The sequence below is a fragment of the Halorubrum sp. C191 genome, assembly GCF_002727095.1.
Taxonomy (GTDB): Archaea; Halobacteriota; Halobacteria; order Halobacteriales; family Haloferacaceae; genus Halorubrum; species Halorubrum ezzemoulense.
This window is the reverse complement of sequence record NZ_NHNZ01000213.1, coordinates 1-16,381: the sequence shown is the minus strand read 5'-3', so window position 1 is coordinate 16,381 and position 16,381 is coordinate 1. Positions and strand designations below refer to the sequence as shown.

General features: G+C 71.0%; 16 protein-coding genes. 9 read left to right on the top strand and 7 right to left on the bottom strand.

What is annotated here, in order from left to right:
* Positions 1-226: 226 nt before the first annotated feature.
* From Z052_RS18570 to Z052_RS18560, 3 genes are all read left to right on the top strand, one after another.
* Complete coding sequence (locus Z052_RS18570; protein WP_099289342.1) at positions 227-1,630, top strand: phosphoglucomutase/phosphomannomutase family protein; 1,404 nt, start codon at positions 227-229, stop codon at positions 1,628-1,630.
* Between the two features lie 519 nt (positions 1,631-2,149).
* The gene (locus tag Z052_RS18565) at positions 2,150-2,893 is read left to right on the top strand and encodes a DNA polymerase sliding clamp (protein WP_089308514.1); all 744 of its coding nucleotides are present in this window, start codon (positions 2,150-2,152) and stop codon (positions 2,891-2,893) included.
* A gap of 373 nt (positions 2,894-3,266) precedes the next feature.
* Positions 3,267-3,539 (top strand): hypothetical protein, encoded by a 273-nt coding sequence (locus Z052_RS18560; RefSeq protein WP_099289341.1) that lies wholly within the window; start codon positions 3,267-3,269, stop codon positions 3,537-3,539.
* A 96-nt stretch (positions 3,540-3,635) separates the two neighbouring features.
* On the opposite strand, the gene Z052_RS18555 is transcribed toward Z052_RS18560, so the two are convergent.
* Together Z052_RS18555 and Z052_RS18550 are read right to left on the bottom strand one after the other, a co-directional pair.
* Entirely contained in the window at positions 3,636-5,513 is a 1,878-nt protein-coding gene (locus Z052_RS18555) for a histidine kinase N-terminal 7TM domain-containing protein (RefSeq protein ID WP_099289340.1), read from the bottom strand.
* Positions 5,514-5,595: 82 nt separating this feature from the next.
* Positions 5,596-6,189, bottom strand: a complete 594-nt coding sequence (locus Z052_RS18550) for a hypothetical protein (protein WP_049932148.1) — start codon at positions 6,187-6,189, stop codon at positions 5,596-5,598.
* Positions 6,190-6,297: 108 nt separating this feature from the next.
* On the opposite strand from Z052_RS18550, the gene mdh reads away from it, so the two are divergent.
* The 3 genes from mdh to Z052_RS18535 are packed head-to-tail and all read left to right on the top strand — an operon-like array spanning position 6,298 to position 8,065.
* Positions 6,298-7,212 (top strand): malate dehydrogenase, encoded by a 915-nt coding sequence (gene mdh, locus Z052_RS18545; RefSeq protein WP_049932026.1) that lies wholly within the window; start codon positions 6,298-6,300, stop codon positions 7,210-7,212.
* A gap of 54 nt (positions 7,213-7,266) precedes the next feature.
* Positions 7,267-7,455, top strand: a complete 189-nt coding sequence (locus tag Z052_RS18540) for a hypothetical protein (protein ID WP_049932025.1) — start codon at positions 7,267-7,269, stop codon at positions 7,453-7,455.
* A 13-nt stretch (positions 7,456-7,468) separates the two neighbouring features.
* The gene (locus tag Z052_RS18535) at positions 7,469-8,065 is read left to right on the top strand and encodes a 2'-5' RNA ligase family protein (protein ID WP_099289339.1); all 597 of its coding nucleotides are present in this window, start codon (positions 7,469-7,471) and stop codon (positions 8,063-8,065) included.
* Between the two features lie 13 nt (positions 8,066-8,078).
* Here the strand turns inward: Z052_RS18535 and Z052_RS18530 are convergent, their stop codons facing one another.
* The 3 genes from Z052_RS18530 to Z052_RS18520 all read right to left on the bottom strand — a co-directional run bounded on the left by Z052_RS18530 (position 8,079) and on the right by Z052_RS18520 (position 11,364).
* Positions 8,079-8,261, bottom strand: coding sequence for a hypothetical protein (locus Z052_RS18530; RefSeq protein ID WP_049932022.1), 183 nt, complete (start codon positions 8,259-8,261; stop codon positions 8,079-8,081).
* A complete protein-coding gene (locus Z052_RS18525; RefSeq protein WP_094553346.1) occupies positions 8,262-9,656 on the bottom strand; it encodes a cytochrome P450 in 1,395 nt (464 codons plus the stop codon). It lies immediately after the preceding gene.
* A 91-nt stretch (positions 9,657-9,747) separates the two neighbouring features.
* Positions 9,748-11,364: a methyl-accepting chemotaxis protein gene (locus Z052_RS18520; protein ID WP_089308518.1), complete on the bottom strand. Its 1,617-nt coding sequence runs from the start codon at positions 11,362-11,364 to the stop codon at positions 9,748-9,750.
* A 162-nt stretch (positions 11,365-11,526) separates the two neighbouring features.
* Here Z052_RS18520 and Z052_RS18515 point away from each other — a divergent pair, with 162 nt between their 5' ends.
* Positions 11,527-13,317, top strand: a complete 1,791-nt coding sequence (locus tag Z052_RS18515; protein ID WP_099289343.1) for an excinuclease ABC subunit C — start codon at positions 11,527-11,529, stop codon at positions 13,315-13,317.
* A 37-nt stretch (positions 13,318-13,354) separates the two neighbouring features.
* On the opposite strand, the gene Z052_RS18510 is transcribed toward Z052_RS18515, so the two are convergent.
* Positions 13,355-13,999 (bottom strand): helix-turn-helix domain-containing protein, encoded by a 645-nt coding sequence (locus Z052_RS18510; protein ID WP_086216308.1) that lies wholly within the window; start codon positions 13,997-13,999, stop codon positions 13,355-13,357.
* A 210-nt stretch (positions 14,000-14,209) separates the two neighbouring features.
* Positions 14,210-15,106: an alpha/beta fold hydrolase gene (locus tag Z052_RS18505; protein WP_099289338.1), complete on the bottom strand. Its 897-nt coding sequence runs from the start codon at positions 15,104-15,106 to the stop codon at positions 14,210-14,212.
* A gap of 123 nt (positions 15,107-15,229) precedes the next feature.
* Here Z052_RS18505 and thpR point away from each other — a divergent pair, with 123 nt between their 5' ends.
* On the top strand, positions 15,230-15,805 hold the full coding sequence (thpR, locus tag Z052_RS18500; protein WP_094519658.1) for an RNA 2',3'-cyclic phosphodiesterase: 576 nt from the start codon (positions 15,230-15,232) through the stop codon (positions 15,803-15,805).
* A gap of 89 nt (positions 15,806-15,894) precedes the next feature.
* A partial coding sequence (locus tag Z052_RS18495) for a HEAT repeat domain-containing protein (RefSeq protein ID WP_144050076.1) occupies positions 15,895-16,381 on the top strand: 487 nt, incomplete at its 3' end.

Genomic DNA, 16,381 nt, shown 5'->3' with positions numbered 1-16,381 from the left:
AGTTTCGCGGCCTCTTGGATCGACAATCATCTCGACGACTATCTTCAAAAGTTATGCTAGGTACTATCGCGCCGGTCCGACTCCCTCGCGCGTGCTCCTCACGCCCTGCGGGCGTTCGGAGGCACGCGCCGCCGCGGTTTATTTATCAATAGCCGCGGGCGATCCGCTCGCGCAACCTTCGCGGCCGACACGGGGCATTATTGTCCCCGCCGCCGACGTGGCCGACATGGATCAGATAGCCTTCGGCACGGACGGGTGGCGCGCGACACTCGACACGTTCACCGACGAGCGCGTGCGGATCGTGGGACAGGCGATCGCCGACCACCTCGACGCGGCGGGGCACGACGAACCGGTCGCGGTGGGGTACGACGCCCGCGAGACCTCGGAGGGGTTCGCCGAGAGCCTCGCGGAGGTGTTCGCGGGCAACGGCTTCGACGTGATCCTCCCCGAGCGCGACGCGCCGACGCCGGTGATCGCCCACGCTATCGTCGACCGCGGACTGTCCGGCGCGTGTATGATCACCGCCTCGCACAACCCGCCCGAGTACAACGGCGTGAAGTTCATCCCGCACGACGGCGCGCCGGCGCTGCCGGACGTGACCGAGGATGTCGTCGACCGGCTCGCCGAGCCCGACCTGCTCCCCGAAGCCGAGCGCGGCGACATCTCTCGGGTCGACCTCGTGAGCGAACACGCCGACGCGGCCCGCGAGGTCGTCAGCCGCGTCGCCGGAGACGGGGACGGCGTCGACCTCGACGGGCTCACGGTCGCGTACGACGCGATGCACGGGAGCGGGCGCGGCGTCACGGACGCGCTCCTCGAGTCGGCCGGCGCGGAGGTGGAGCGCCTGCGCTGCGAGCGCGACGTGACCTTCGGCGGCGACTCCCCCGAGCCGTCGGCCGAACACCTCGGAGAACTGGCCGAGCGCGTCACCGACCCCGAGAGCGACGTGGATCTGGGGATCGCCAACGACGGCGACGCCGACCGGATCGCGGTCGTCACGCCCGAGCGCGGCGTCCTCGACGCGAACCTCTTCTACGCCGCCTGCTACGACCGGCTCTTGGAGACCGACTCCGGGCCCGCGGTCCGCACCGTCTCGACGACGTTCCTCGTCGACCGCATCGCCGAGGCGCACGGCGAGGCGGTGTACGAGACCCCGGTCGGCTTCAAGTGGGTCGCCGAGGCGATGGGTGAGCACGACGCGCTGTTCGGCGGCGAGGAGTCCGGCGGGTTCACCCTCCGCGGTCACGTCCGGGAGAAGGACGGCGTGCTGATGGGGCTGCTCGCGGCCGCGACCCACGCCGCCGAGCCGTTCGACGCGCGCGTCGACCGCCTGCTCGACGAGCACGGCCACATCGCGGCCGGAAAAGTGTCGCTCGACTGCCCGGACGACCGGAAGGAAGCGGTCCTCGACGAGCTGGAGGACCACATCCCGGAGGCAGTCGGCGGGTCCCCCGTAGCGAAGGTCGTCACGCTCGACGGGTTCAAGCTCCTCTTAGAGAGCGGCTCGTGGCTGCTCGTCCGCCCCTCGGGCACCGAGCCGAAGCTCCGGGTGTACGCCGAGGCCGACTCCGACGAGGCCGTCGACGACCTGCTCGCCGAGGGGCGCGACCTCGTCGAGCCGCTCGTCTGAGGGCCGCGCGCGACGACCGGCGCGATCGGTCCGGGAGCCCGATCCCGCGCGGACGAGTTTCAGTTCCGTCTTGCGTTCGGCTCGTCTACTCATGAATTACCCTCGCACCGTCGTGTACCGCCTGGCGCGGCGCAGGCCACACACGGTCGACGAGCCACTGTCAGCGCCCGAGCGGACCGACGTGAACCCGACACCGCTCGCGGAGCCGGCCGACAGCGCCCCGACGGACGGGCCGATCCGAGCCGCCCGACCCCGGCGACGGAGCGCCCCGCGGCCCCGGTAGCGAGGAGCCCCGCGACCTCACGCGCGAGCCGGCGGACGACGGCGCGGACGCGGAGGCGAGAGGCCGGGACGCCGACGAGGCGGAGACCCTCGAATACCGGCTCGAACGGCTCCGCCCGCTGCGAGCCGTGGTGACGCTCGGGGTCGTCGTCGCCCGGCTCATCCGGTCGGTTTGAGCGTTTCCGTGCCGACCCGATCGGGTGTCTTTTTAGGGGATACCGCCCTAGCCGAACGTATATGTTCAAGGCCATCGTGGGCGCGTCGACGTTTCAGGACGCGCTCGATTCGGTGAGCGTGTTGGTCGACGAGTGTAAGATCCGCCTGAACGAGGAGGAGCTCTCCATCCGGGCCGTCGACCCCGCCAACGTCGGCATGGTCGACCTCACGCTGGAGGCGGCCGCGTTCGAGTCCTACGACGCCGACGGCGGCGTCATCGGCGTCAACCTCGCCCGCCTGGAGGACATCGCCGGCATGGCCAACTCGGGCGACCTGATCCACCTCGAACTCGACGAGGAGACCCGCAAGCTCCACATCGAGATCGACGGCCTCTCGTACACCCTCGCGCTCATCGACCCCGACTCGATCCGCCAGGAGCCGGACATCCCCGACCTCGATCTCGCCTCCGAGATCGTCGTCGAGGGCGCCCAGCTCGACCGCGGGATCAAGGCCGCCGACATGGTCTCCGACCACATCCGCCTCCGCGTCGACGAGGGCGACGAGGCGTTCTTCATCGAGGCCGAGGGCGACACCGACGACGTGAACCTCAAGCTCGACCGCGAGGACCTCATCGCGCTCACCGCCGGCCCCGCTGACTCGCTGTTCAGCCTCGACTACCTCAAGGACATGAACAAGGCGATCCCCTCCGACGCCGAGGTCACCGTCGAGCTCGGCGAGGAGTTCCCCGTCAAGCTCCACTACGGCTTCGCCGAGGGGCTCGGACAGGCAACGTATATGCTTGCACCGAGGATTCAGAGCGAGTAAATTACCGAGGGAAGCGTGTCCAGGATGCGGAGAGTCGTTCAAGCGGGTCGGTAGTCACTGGGCACGCGGAAGCTGTTACTACCCCGAAACACCCACGTACCTTCGCGAGATCCTCGTCGGCTGTTTCATGGGTGACGGGGGGTCCGTCCCAAAGACGAACGACGGGGCTCACGGCCTGTTCCGTCTCTCGATGGTTACAAGCAATCCTTGGAGTGGTTCGACCACGAGATGGGGGTGTTGAGCACCGGTGTCCGATTAAAAAAAAGACGGCAGCGGAGCTGGCACATAGTAACCGTGAATCGGGGTCAGTCCAAATGCGAGGGCTGAGAACTATCACGATAGGTATACCGTCATATCGCGATCTCACCCGTTCATGCGGTCACTTCGTCGGTGGTACCGGTCCGGCGAGAAGCGGTTCCCAGAGAGTCTATCGCTGACGCCACGGATCGCCAAGATGTGGTACGTCTGTGACGGGTGTCTCGATGTTCAGGAGTACGGCGAACCGAGAGCAGCAATACGGATACGACACCGAGACGACCGTCAGGAGTTCTTTTTAAATCTATTCGAGGAGATTGGCCTCTCACCGTCGTACGGCCGCAAAACGATCCGCTTCGGGGTCGAAGAGGCTCGCTCGTTCCTCGACTGAAGCACCCCACCGCCCGGATTCGAGTACAAGTGGGTACTCGACTCGCAAGAGCGCTACGATCGTCTGAAGGCACAGGCGTACGGCGAGGCACACGCTTTATAAGCCGTCTACGACCGGAACCGACACCGTCACCCGCGTCCCCCGCGGCTCCCGGTCGGCGTACTCGACGTCGGCGCCGACCGCGGCGGCGCCCCACGCGACGACCCACAGGCCCAGCCCCGACCCGTGTTCGAGGGCGGTCTCCCGCCCGGACTCGACCGCCTCGACTTCGTGCTCGGGGATCCCGGGCCCGTCGTCCGCGACGGTGAGCACGAACCGCGCGTCGCCCTCGCCCTCGTGGCCGCCGTCGCCTCCGCGCTCCTCTCGACGGAGCGCGACCCGTACCCACGCCCCGCCGTCATCGCGTTCTGTTCCCTGACCGTCGTGGTGATCGAGCGCGTTCTCCACCGTGTTCTCGACGACCGCGCGGAGCGCGTCGAGCCGGACCCGCGTGACCCACTCGTCGTCGTCGGCGTCTCCGGTCGTCCGCTCGCCGACGGAAGTCGCCGCCCCGCCGTCGGCGGTCGTCGGCTCGCCGTCGACCGCGAGTTCGATCGCCGCGTCGTCGCGGCCACGGGCGTCCGCGACGGCCGATGTCACGAGGTCGCGCACGTCCGTCGGCTCGGGGTCCCGATCTTCGAGCAGCCGCTCGACGGTCCCGGCCTTCTCGCCGAGCGCGGCCAGCGCGCCCGCGCGACGCTCGACCGCGTCGGCCATCTGAACGAGTTCCGAGTCGTCGACGCGATCGCGGAGGATCTCGCCGTACCCGCGGACGACGCCCGCGTCGTTGCGGAGGTTGTGTCGCAGGATGCGGTTGAGCACCTCCAGCTGCTGGCGTCGGCGCTCGCGGTCGGTGACGTCCGAGAGGACGAGAGTGTACCCGACGTGGGTGCCGTTGGGGTCGGTGAGCCGGGAGACTGACACCGCGTACGTGCGGCTGCGGGCCCCGTCGCCGGCGTCGATCTCGACCGTCTCGCGGGAACCGCCCGCTTCGTCGTCCGGGCCGGACTCGCCGCCGTCCGGTTCGCCCTCGCCCGCGTCGCCGATGCGGACCGGGAGATCGAGGAAATCGGCGAGCGGGCGGTCGCGGGCGGTCTGGGCGTCGACGCCGAGCACCGTTTCGGCCGCGGGGTTGATCCGGACGATGCGGCGGTCGAGCGCCAGCGCCACGATGGGGTCGCGGAGGTCGTCGATCGCGGTGCGCTCCGCGGCGCGGCTGGTGGTCGGGTTCCGGTCGAACATCTCCGCGCGGTCGAACGCGTACGCGTCGAGGAGCAGGTGCGGGACGAACATCACCGGCGCGAGTTGGAGTTGGGGCACCGGGCCGAGCGCCAGCGCCCACGCGACCAGCGCGAACCCGGGCGGCAGCGAGCTCAGCGCGACCGCGGCGCTCTCGCGGCGGTACAGCGGCCCGTAGCTGAGCAGCGTGTCGACGAGGAGGAACACGGCGCTGGCGACGAGGACCGTCTCCGCGGCGACCGTCAGGTACGCCCACGGCCCGAACGCGTACGAGACGGTCTCGACGCCGAAGGCGGGGTCGCGCGCGAAGTCGGTCCAGAAGACACCGTGGAGCGAGTTCGTGACGACGAGCGCGGACGAGAGTGCGCCGAACCCGACGACCGCCGCGAACAGGCGGCTCCGGACCACGTCGCTCCGGCCCGTGTACTCCAGTGCGAACCCGAGGAAGGCGATCCCTGTCCAGATCACGCCCAGCCACATCGTCGCCTCCAGCGCGGCTCGGATCGCCGGTTCGGAGACCAGCAGGCCGACGCCGTAGGAGAGACACCACGTCGCCTGCGCGGCGAACACGCCGAGGAACCAGTCGACGCCGGGGCGGCCGCGGTGTTCGCGGATCGCCCACGCGAGCGCGAGCGCCCCCGCCCCGCCCGCGAGGGAGCCGACGGCGGGCCACGCGGGAACGAGGTCGAGGGCCATTCGTCGGGTACGACGGCGACGGCGGGGGTAAAGCTGTCGTGGGGCGGCGGTCCGTCCGGTCCGCGCTCCGGACGAACCGGCGCTACAGATGCCGCTCGATGACGCGCTTCGCGGCCTGTCCCTTCTCCTTCCAGCCGTACCCCTCGTCGTACACGTGGCGCTTGGCGTCGACGAGCTCGCCGGGCGTCGACTCCTCGAAGCCGCCGCGGTCCCACGCGCCCGACTCGCGGAGCCACTCGATCACGTTCTCGCGGGTCTCGGGCCACGAGAGCCCGACCATCTCGTACCACGCCACCATCGCGAACACCGCGTTGTCGTGACAGCCCGGGACCGAGCCGTGCTCGTAGACGGTGCGCATCGGGTCGCGAGTCGGCTCCGAGACGCGTTCCTTGAACTCCGCGGCGGTGAGCAGGCGGAGCCGGTCGCCGTCCTCGACGACGCGCTGGTCGCGGCGGAGCGCGCCGAGCGCGGCCTTGTGGAGCCCGCCCCACTCCGCCGGGACCGCGTCCCGCAGCGCCGCTTCCGGGAGGCCGTCGGGCTCCGCGGACAGCACCGACAGGAGGTCGGTGTACGCCTTCTCGACGGTCGGCCAGCTCACGCCCTCGAACTCACAGTCGGCGTCGTGAAGGCTGTTCGTCGTCCGACAGCCGGGGCACGGGTAGCGGAACGTCGGCACGAGGCGACGCTTCGACGCCGCGGGAGTTAGGGGTTTCGCGACGACGGTCACGAACGTTAGCGGGGTTCCGAAACGTTTACTCACCGGCCGGTCGCGAATCTACACGGTATGACAAAGGTCAGCGTTATTGGTGCGGCGGGGACCGTCGGAGCCGCGGCCGGCTACAACCTCGCGTTACGCGACGTGGTCGACGAGCTCGTCTTCGTGGACATTCCGGACCAGCGCGAGACGACGATCGGACAGGCCGCCGACGCGAACCACGGCGTCGCGTACGACTCGAACACGACCGTCCGGCAGGGCGAGTACGAGGACACCGCCGGCTCGGACGTGGTCGTCATCACGGCGGGCATCCCGCGCAAGGAGGGGCAGACCCGGATCGACCTCGCCGGCGACAACGCGCCGATCATGGAGGACATCGGGTCCTCAATCGCCGAGCACAACGACGACTTCGTCACCGTCACCACCTCGAACCCGGTCGATCTGCTCAACCGCCACCTCTACGAGGCGGGCGACCGCGACCGCCACAAGGTGGTCGGCTTCGGCGGCCGGCTCGACTCCGCGCGCTTCCGCTACGTCCTCTCCGAGCGCTTCGACGCGCCCGTCCAGAACGTCGAGGCGACGATCCTCGGCGAACACGGCGACGCGCAGGCGCCCGTCTTCTCGAAGGTGCGCGTCGACGGCCGCGACCCGTCGTTCGACGCCGACGAGAAAGAGCAGATCCTCGCGGACCTCCAGGAGTCCGCGATGGACGTGATCAGCCGGAAGGGCGCGACGCAGTGGGGACCCGCCACCGGCGTCGCCCACACCGTCGAGGCCATCCTCAACGACACCGGCGAGGTGCTCCCCTGCTCGGTCGTGCTCGACGGCGAGTACGGCTACGATGACACCGCGCTCGGCGTCCCCGCGAAGCTCGGCGCGAACGGCGTCGAGGAGGTCGTCGAGTGGGACCTCGACGAGTACGAGGCCGAACTGCTCGACGAGGCCGCCGAGAAGCTCTCCGAGCAGTACGAGAAGATCGCGTAGCGAGCGCCCGGTTTTACCACCGTCTTTTTATCGCTGCCGCACCCCCGTCTGGCCATGAACCGCGCCGAGATCGACACCGACGACCTCCTGAAGATCGTGCTGCTGCTCGTCGTCGTGTGGCTTCTCCTAGAGATCGTCGGGGCCGTCCTCGAGGTCGCCTTCTGGCTGCTCGACGCCCTCCCAACGCTGATCGGGATCGCGCTCGTCGTCGTGATCGCCTTACACCTCACCGATCGGATCTGAGGCGGACGCCGACGTGTTCAGCCTCAACGTCCCGCTCCCGCCCGCGATCGACCGCCTCGCCGGCGATCTCCACCCGAAACTGACGGGGTTCGATCGCGTCCGCGAGCGTCACACCCTCGTCTGTAAGCGCTTCGGCGTCGAGGACGTGCGACGCGGAGAGCGCGACGGAGGCGATGAACGCGGAGAGGGCGAGGGGGGCGAGGAACGTGGAGGGGACAAACCCGTCCCGCCTCGTCAGGAGGCCCTCGACCGGCTGCGCGAACGCCTTCGTCGACCGCTCGCGCCCGCCGACTCGTTCGAGGTCGCCGTGACCGGGATCGACGTCTTCGACGCGCCGCGGTCGGGGTCGCGGCCGATCGTGTATCTGACGGTCGAGAGCGACGGGCTCGTTCGGCTTCACCGCAGGCTCTGTGCGGCGTTCGGGACGGTGGAGGGAATCGAGGGCGACGCGTACGTCCCGCACGTGACGCTGGCGCGGGGCGGCGACCCGGAACCGGGCGCGGTCGCCGACCTCGTCGAGACCGAGTTCGACCCGGTCCGGTGGCGCGTCCATGCGCTCGACGCGTGGGACCCGGAGTACCGGGAGGTCGCGGCGACGGTCGATCTGTAGGGCGAACCGGAGGTTACGCGTCGTCGACCGCGTCCGGTTCCTCGACCGCGTGGTGCGGCCCCACCGGCCCGTGGGTCGGGCAGACGCCCGCGATCGGGGTGGCGTTGAGACAGCAGGCGCGGCGGTCGGTCGCAACGAGACCGCTCGAGAGCGGATCGCCGCACCGGGCGCAGTACGCGTCGGCGGGGGCGGACATCTACCGCTCGCGGATCCGCATCGGCACCGGATGGCTCGGGTGCATGGTGAGCGAGCCGCGCAAGGAGAGGTCCGGTCCCTCGTAGCCGAGTTCGAACTGCGAGCAGATCTCCGCGAGGATGATCTTCGCCTCCAGCAGCGAGAACGCCTTCCCGATACAGTGGCGCGGGCCCCCGCCGAAGGGGAAGAAGGCGAACCGGGGGCGCTCGCTCCGGCGCTTGGGCGTCCAGCGGTCGGGGTCGAACGTCTCGGGGGCGTCGTACCACCGCTCGGACCGGTGGGTCACCCACTGCGACACCATCAGCGCGGACCCCTCCGGGATCCGGTACCCCCCCAGTTTCACGTCGAGCTTCGGCTCGCGAAACAGGGTGTAGACGGGCGGGTAGAGGCGCATCGACTCGTTGAGCACGCGCTCGGTGTACGCCATGTCGCGGACGTCGGCCGCGGTCGGCGGGCCGTCGGCGGTCGCCGTCTCGGCCTCGCGCTCGACCTCGCGACGGGCATCAGGGTGATTCGAGAGCAGGTAGAACGTGTACGTCAGCGCGAGCGCGGTCGTGTCGTGGCCGGCGAGCAGCATCGTCACCAGCTCGTCGCGGAGGTTCTCGTCGGTCTGCTCGCCGCGGTCGCGGGCGCGTAGGAGGACTGAGAGCAGGTCCATCGGCAGGTCGCCGTCGCCGTCCCCGGCCGGGCCGGGCACCGCGACGCCCTCCGCGCCGGCGGGGTCGACGCTCGGGTCGCGCTCCGTGCCCCGGCGGCGGTCGACGATCCCGTCGATGACGGATTCGAGGGTGTCGATCGCGGCGTCGAACTCGCGGTTCTCGCGGGTCGGCACCCAGTTCGGGATCAGGAACCGCCGCGGGTCGGGCTCGAACCGCGCGCCGAGCGGCTCCAAGTTCTCTTGGACCGTCTTCACCTCCTCGTCGGTGATGTCGGCGCCGAACATCGCCGAGACGATGATCTTCACGGTGAGGCGGGCGACCTCGAGCTGGATGTCGACGACCTCGCCGTCGGCCCAGTCCGCGAGCTGCGACTCCGTGTGGTCGACCATCGTCCCGTCGAGCGCGCCGATCCGGCGGTTGTGGAACGAGGGGTTCGCGAGCGTGCGCTGGCGCTGCCACGTGTCGCCGTCGCTCATGAGGAGACCGTCGCCGAGCAGCGTGTCCATCGCGTCGTCGCCGAACTGGGGCTTCCGGTAGCGTTCGGCGTCGGCGACGAGCACGCGCTCGACGTCGGCGGGGTTCGTGAGCAGGTACGTCTCTCTGGGACCGAGGTCGAGCCGCACCACGTCACCGTAGCTGTCGGCGCAGGCGCGGAGGAAACCGAAGGGGTCGTCAGCGAACTGGCGACCGTTCCCGAACAGGGGGTCGCCGAGCGGCCCGGGCGGCGTAACGGACATACGTTTTGTGGGGGCTGAGCGGGGTTAAACGTTCGGCGGTGCCGAGAGAACGGGGGAGCGAAAGCGGACGGGACTCGGGGCGGTAGGGGAGTTATCTGGCGTCGAGCTGTTCGACGCGGGCGATCAGCTCGTCGACGGCCGCCTCTTGATCGTCGGTGGCGTCGACGATGCGTTCGGTCGCCTCCTCGGTGCGGTCGGAGCGCTCGCGGACCGCCTCCAGCGACGAGGTGAGCTCCTCGACGGTCGCCGCCTGGTCGTCGGTGGTGCGCGCGACCTCCGCGACGCCCGCGGCCGCCTCGTCGACCGCGTCAGCGATCTCTTCGAGCGAGTCGAGGACCGTCTCGATCTCGGTGCCCGCGTCCTCGATCCGGTCGTGCGAGCGCTCGACCGCGGTCGTGGTCTCCGCGGACTGCGCCTGGAGCTTGTCGAGGCTCTCCGTGATTTCCTCGGTGTAGCCGCGGGTCTCGTCGGCGAGCTTCTTCACCTCCTCGGCGACGACCGCGAAGCCGTCGCCGCCCTCGCCGGCGCGGGCGGCCTCGATGTTGGCGTTCAGGGCGAGCAGGTTCGTCTGCTCGGCCACGTCGGAGATGACCTCGATGACCTCCTCGATGTCGTCCATGCGCTCGGAGAGCGCGCCGACGCTCTCGACGAGTTCGTCGCCGATCTCCACCACGTCCTCGGTCGCCTCGCGGGCGTCCTCGCTGGCGTCTAACCCCTCGTCGGCGGCGTCGGCGGCCGCGACCGCGGCGGAGTCGACCTGGTCAGCCGTCGCCGCGACCTCCTCCATCCCCGCGGAGAACGACTGCATCTCCGAGACGCTCTCCTCTAAGAGCTCGTTCTGCTCGTCGACGTTCTCGGCGATGTCGGCTGCCGCGGCGCTCGCCTCCTCGACGGTGCCGTCGAGGTCGCGCGCCTTCTCGTGGACGCTCTCGGAGAGGGTCTGGAGGTTCTCCGCCATCCGGTTTACGACGCCGATGACACTCAACAGCTCTTCGTTGAGAATTTCGCACTCCTCGCGGCAGACGGCGCGGGCCTCTAGGTTTCCCTCCCCGATCTCCTCGGCGGTCTGGCGGATCTCGGCGACCAGCTCCGCCGTCGCCTCGCGCTCGTTGACGTTCTCGGTGCGGTCGATGACGACCTCAGTCACGCCGACCAACTCGTCGCCGTCGTACATCGGGGTCGCGGTGAACTCGATGTGCTTCTCCTCGCCGTGGCGGTCGACCATCGTGCTCGTGTCGCGGTAGCGGATCCGTGCCGATCCGGACCGCTCGACATCGTACACCTCGTCCGCGTCCTCGGGCGCGTCGAGCACCTTGTCCGCGAGTGTGTCGGCGCGCCGACCGTCGGGGTAGAATAGCTCCGAGGCGTAGTCGTGGCCGAGGGCGTCCGCGCGGTCGACGCCGGTGAGCGCCGCGAGCGACTCGTTCCACTCGGCGACGTTCCCCTCGGTGTCGAGGATGAACGTCGGGACGCCCGTGGCGTTGAACACCTCGGCGAAGCCGGCACCCCCTAAGGTCTTGGTCCGGTCCACGCCGTCCGCCTCGGTGACGCTGTACTCCTCGTCGCTCGGGCCACCGGACTCGCCGGCTGGGACCGTCGCGTCGTCCGTCCCCGCGGGCTCCCCGACGACGACGCCCCCGTCGGGGACCGACCGGGAGTCACCTCCCCGCCCGAGCACGCGCCGTAACAGCCCTCGAACTCCCGTCATATCTGTTTCCCTCTCCCCCAAGCATCGGCATAAACGGTTCTCCCCGTGACTCAGGTTTGATAACTACCCAGTTCGCGAAGTGACATGAACGGACCGTGACCTCGCTTCGGCTCGTCCCCGCAGCGTTCAATGGCGTCGGGCGGCTACGGCGATCCGAGACCGATGGACGCCGGCGCGGTGCGCGAGCGGGCCCGAGACCTCCCGACGGAGCCGGGCGTCTACCAGTTCCGGGCGGGGGAGACGACGCTGTACGTCGGGAAGGCGCTCGACCTCCGCGACCGGGTGCGGTCGTACGCGGACCCGCGCTCGGGCCGGATCCGAGGGATGGTCGAGCGCGCCGACCGGGTCGAGTTCGCGGTCACCGACACGGAGACGCAGGCGCTGCTGCTCGAGGCGAACCTCATCAAGCGGCTGCGCCCGCGGTACAACGTCCGGCTGAAGGACGACAAGTCGTACCCGTTGGTCGCCTTCTCGGACCACGAGGTGCCCCGGATCGAGGTGACCCGCGACCCCGAGGCGGGCGCGGTCGCGTACGGCCCGTTCACAGACGTGGGCCGCGTCGAGACCGTGGTGAAGGCGGTCCGCGACGAGTACCGGCTGCGCGGCTGTTCGGACCACAAGTACGAGGGGCGCGACCGCCCCTGCCTCGACTACGAGATGGGCATCTGTTCGGCGCCGTGTACCGGCGAGATATGGCCGGAGGCGTACGCCGAGGACGTGGCCGCCGCGCGGCGCTTCTTCGAGGGAGAGACGGGCGTCCTCGCCGATCCCCTCCGACGCCGCATGGAGGCCGCGGCCGAGGCGAACGAGTTCGAGCGCGCGGCGAATCTCCGCGACCGCCTCGAAGCGGTCGAGGCGTTCCACGGCGAGGGGGGCGAGGCCGTCAGCGACCGGAACGACGACCGCACCGTCGACGTGCTGGCGGCCGCGGTCGAGGGCGACACGGCTCGGGTGGCCCGGCTCCACAGCGAGCGCGGGCAACTGGTCGACCGGAGCCGCCACCAGCTGGACGCGGCGGCGGTGGCGGACGCGGCCGAATCGGGGGCCTCCGGCGGCGACGCGACCCCGGCGGACCCCGACGCCAACACCCCCGCCGCCGTGCTCAGCGCGTTCCTCGCGCAGTACTACGCCGAGCGGGAGTTCCCGGACGCGGTCCTCCTCGCCGAACGACCCGCCGACCGGGACGTTGTCGACTGGCTGGAGCGCGAGGGGGTCGCGGTCCGGGTCCCGGGCGCCGGCCGCGAGGCGAAGCTCGTCGAACTCGCGCTGAAGAACGCCCGGAAGCGCGGCGGCCGCGACGACCCCGTGGGCGCGCTCGGCGACCGGCTCGGGATCGCCCGCCCCGAGCGCGTCGAGGGGTTCGACGTGAGCCACGCGCAGGGCACCGCCGTGGTCGGCTCCGACGTGTGCTTCGTCGACGGGAGCGCGGAGACGGCCGATTACCGCCGGAAGAAGCTCACCGAGCGCAACGACGACTACGCGAACATGCGCGAGCTGGTCCGGTGGCGCGCCGAGCGCGCGCTCGCCGGCGAGGACGACCGCCCGGACCCCGACCTCCTCCTCATCGACGGCGGCGAGGGGCAGCTCGGGGCCGCCCGCGACGCGCTCGCGGAGACCGGGTGGGACGTGCCCGTCGTCGCCCTCGCGAAGGCGGAGGAGCTGGTCGTCACTCCGACCGGGACCCGGCGCTGGGACGACGACGCCCCCGAGCTCCACCTGCTCCAGCGCGTGCGCGACGAGGCGCACCGGTTCGCCGTCTCCTACCACCAGACCGTCCGCGACGAGGTCAGGACGGTCCTCGACGACGTGCCGGGGGTCGGCCCCGAGACGCGCCGCCGCCTCCTCCGGCGGTTCGGCTCGGTCGAGAACGTCCGCGACGCCTCCCGGGACGACCTCACCGACGTCGACGGCGTGGGCGACGCGACCGCCGACACGCTCCGCGAGCGGCTGTGAACCGACGGCGGGTCGGCGTCCGGGACGGCGGCGGCCGTCACGCCGATTCGACGGCGCGCTCGACGACCGCCGCCTCGGCCTTCCGGAGCAGTTCGCCGGCCGTGCTCGTCGCGCAGCCGAGCGCGGCCGCCACGTCCGCGACGGTCCCCTCGCGCGGAACCTCGTAGTACCCCGTCGAGACCGCCGTCTCCAGCGCCGCGCGCTGTCGGTCGGTCAGCCGCGACGGTTCCCGTCGGCGCTCGAACTCGTGGACCCACTCGATAGTGAGGTCGGCGAGGGTCGCGAGGTCGTCGTGGAACTCGCTGAGCGCCGCCGTCGCGCCCACTGCCTCGAACCGGACGTCGCCCGACTCGCGGAAGACGACCGGCGGGAGGAAGATCACCCGCGACGCCGCGACGGTGTCGAGGAGCGCCGCCGGGAACTCGTAGGCGTCCTGCCGAAGGAACGCGTAGGTCCCGTCGGCGTCGCTCACGAGGCTGCTCGCGACCAGCGAGTCGAGCGCGTCGAGGGCAGACGCCGTCGCGTCGCGGTCGCCGTCGAACCAGAGCAGCGTCGTTGCGTCCGCCGTCGGGCTCCACATCAGCAGCTCCGCGCGACGGATCGGCGAGTCGGCGGCGATCGCCTCGTGGAGGGGGTGGCGGAGCCGCTCGGGGTAGGCGGCCGAGAACCTGATCCGTTTCATGACGCCGTCGCTCGACGTTCGAGCGTGCCGTACATCAATCCGCGTGGTTCGGGACCGCCCGCGGGAGGGGCCCGGGACGAGGTCGGAGAGGAGGGCCGAACCGGTCAGCGGGGACGCAACGGCGTCTCGGGGACGGACTCGGGCAGGGCCGGATTGATCAGCGGGGACGCAGCGGCGTTTCAGGGGCGAACTCGGGGGGAGAGCCAGCGATCAGCGGGAACGCGACAGCGCCTCGGGGGCGGCCCGGAGGAGCGTCCCGAGGTGGTCCGCGCCGTCGAGGACGCGGAGTTCGGCGGTCGGAAGCGCCTCGGCCAGTCGTTCCGCCCCGGCGACGGGGACGTTCGCGTCGTCGGTCCCGTGCCACAGGCGCACCGGGGCGTCGACCGCGTCGAGGTCGATCCCCCAGTCGCTGCCGGCGTCGCGGAACTCGGTGACCGCGCCGTTCCGGTGGCGCTCGAACGCCGCGAGGAAGTCCTCCTTCACCACGGTCGCGGCGTCCTCGGGGACGGCGTCGGCGTCCTCGGCGTACTGGGCCACCACGAACGACGGGTCCGCGCGCGACGCGACCCACGCCTGACCGCGGAGCAGTGCCCCAAGGACCGACGGCGTCGCGGCCGCGAGACCGGACAGGAGGCGCTGGACCGCGGGCGTGTCGTCGCCGAACGACGGCGGCGTCGCGCCGGCGACGAGGTCGACGCCGGTGACCCGGTCGCCGAGCGACGCGGCCGTCGCGAGGGCGTAGGGCGCGCCGCCGGAGAACGCGACGAGGGCCGCGCGCTCGACTCCGAGGTCGTTCAGGACGGGCCGCACGGACGCGGCGGCGTCGCCGACGGTCCGACCCGACTGGGGGGGCGAGCGTCCGTAGCCGGGTCTGTCGGGCGCGATCACGCGGATGTCGTTCGCTCGCGCCGCCGGTTCGAGGAGCGCGCCCAGCCGGCGGGACCCGGGCGTCCCGTGGAAGAAGACGACCGGGTCGCCGTCGGGAGGCCCGTACGTCGCGTAGGCGATCCGGCGACCGTCCGCCGAGCGGGCGACGCTCGACATCTCGCGCGCCGGCGCCCGACGCTCCGAGGGCGGGTCCGGTCGCGCGGAGTCGGTGGTGGCCATCACATGCGAGTATGGGAGGGTCACTACTGGGAATTGTGCCGGACTGATACGGTGGTATTTATGTAAGGCGCTGGTTCGACCACCACAAGCGGTATCCGTCGCTTGGCCGATCCGGCGACCGAGATGCGAGCGTTCTTCGCCGTCGACCTCCCGGACTCGCTCGCGCCCGCCGTCGCGGAGGCACAGGCCCCATTCGCGGACGCGTCGGGCGTCAACCCGGTCGACCCCGAACAGGCGCACGTGACGCTGAAGTTCCTCGGCGACATCGGCACGGAGGACGACGAGGGCGATCCCGCCCTCGACGACGTGGCCGCCGCCGGCGAGCGCGCCGTCGACCGCGCCGCGGTCTCCCCTTTCGAGGCCGAGATCCGCGGCCTCGGCGTCTTTCCGAACCGCGAGTACGTCTCGGTCGTCTGGGCGGGCGTCGGCCGCGGCGGCGACGACCTCGCCGCGCTCTACGAGGCGCTCGAAGCGGAGACGACCGCGCTCGGCGTCGACCCCAAAGCCCACGCGTTCACGCCGCACGTGACGCTGGCCCGCGTGGAGAACGCGGCCGGGGCAGAGGCGGTCCGAGACGCGCTCGACGCGGGAGATCTGGAAGTCGGGACGTTCTCGGTCGACGAGATTCGGCTGGTGAAGTCGGCGCTTACCGCGTCCGGGCCAGAGTACGGTGTCGTCCGGGGGTTCGGACTCGAATAACGCGGCACCGCGCGCCGGTCGCGTCGGATTCTCATCGGTGATAGCCGCGGCCATACGTTTAATCTACCGGATCGGTGAGGTGTTCACAGATGGACGACAGGCCGCGACCGGACGGGGCCGATGGATCGGCGGAGAGCGGCGGCACCGGGCGCGGCGGGCGGCCGACCGACGACGATCCCCCGGCGTTGGCGCGGCTCGATCGGCGGTTCGACGCGTCGACGCGACGCGAGGCGGCGGAGGCGCTCGGCAGCCCGTCCAGTTCGATGAGCGCCGCCGCGAGCCGGATCGTGGATGGGTTGTTCGAGGCGGCGCTCGACGACCCCGACGAGACCGTCCGCGCGGCGGCGATCGAGTCGCTGTACTTCCACGGCGACGACCACCTCGACCGACTGGGGCGGCGGGTTGCCGACCGGCGAGGCGGCGGCGCCGAGGACGGAAGCGGGAAGACGAGCGGGGCTGCCGAGACGTTCTCGCGGTGGCTGAGACACGACCGGGCCGCGTATCGGATGCTGGGGGCGACCGGACTGTCGACCGTCGGCGACGAGGGCGCCGCCCCCCGGCTCCGCGAGGCGTTCG

Bases quoted from the DNA above. Each gene is read 5' to 3' on its own strand.
- Z052_RS18510 (WP_086216308.1), bottom strand. From the start codon at position 13,999: ATGAAACGGATCAGGTTCTCGGCCGCCTACCCCGAGCGGCTCCGCCAC.
- Z052_RS18505 (WP_099289338.1), bottom strand. From the start codon at position 15,106: ATGGCCACCACCGACTCCGCGCGACCGGACCCGCCCTCGGAGCGTCGG.
- Z052_RS18515 (WP_099289343.1), top strand. From the start codon at position 11,527: ATGGACGCCGGCGCGGTGCGCGAGCGGGCCCGAGACCTCCCGACGGAG.
- Z052_RS18530 (WP_049932022.1), bottom strand. From the start codon at position 8,261: ATGTCCGCCCCCGCCGACGCGTACTGCGCCCGGTGCGGCGATCCGCTC.
- thpR (WP_094519658.1), top strand. From the start codon at position 15,230: ATGCGAGCGTTCTTCGCCGTCGACCTCCCGGACTCGCTCGCGCCCGCC.
- Z052_RS18525 (WP_094553346.1), bottom strand. From the start codon at position 9,656: ATGTCCGTTACGCCGCCCGGGCCGCTCGGCGACCCCCTGTTCGGGAAC.
- Z052_RS18555 (WP_099289340.1), bottom strand. From the start codon at position 5,513: ATGGCCCTCGACCTCGTTCCCGCGTGGCCCGCCGTCGGCTCCCTCGCG.
- Z052_RS18520 (WP_089308518.1), bottom strand. From the start codon at position 11,364: ATGACGGGAGTTCGAGGGCTGTTACGGCGCGTGCTCGGGCGGGGAGGT.
- Z052_RS18565 (WP_089308514.1), top strand. From the start codon at position 2,150: ATGTTCAAGGCCATCGTGGGCGCGTCGACGTTTCAGGACGCGCTCGAT.
- mdh (WP_049932026.1), top strand. From the start codon at position 6,298: ATGACAAAGGTCAGCGTTATTGGTGCGGCGGGGACCGTCGGAGCCGCG.
- Z052_RS18570 (WP_099289342.1), top strand. From the start codon at position 227: ATGGATCAGATAGCCTTCGGCACGGACGGGTGGCGCGCGACACTCGAC.
- Z052_RS18540 (WP_049932025.1), top strand. From the start codon at position 7,267: ATGAACCGCGCCGAGATCGACACCGACGACCTCCTGAAGATCGTGCTG.
- Z052_RS18560 (WP_099289341.1), top strand. From the start codon at position 3,267: ATGCGGTCACTTCGTCGGTGGTACCGGTCCGGCGAGAAGCGGTTCCCA.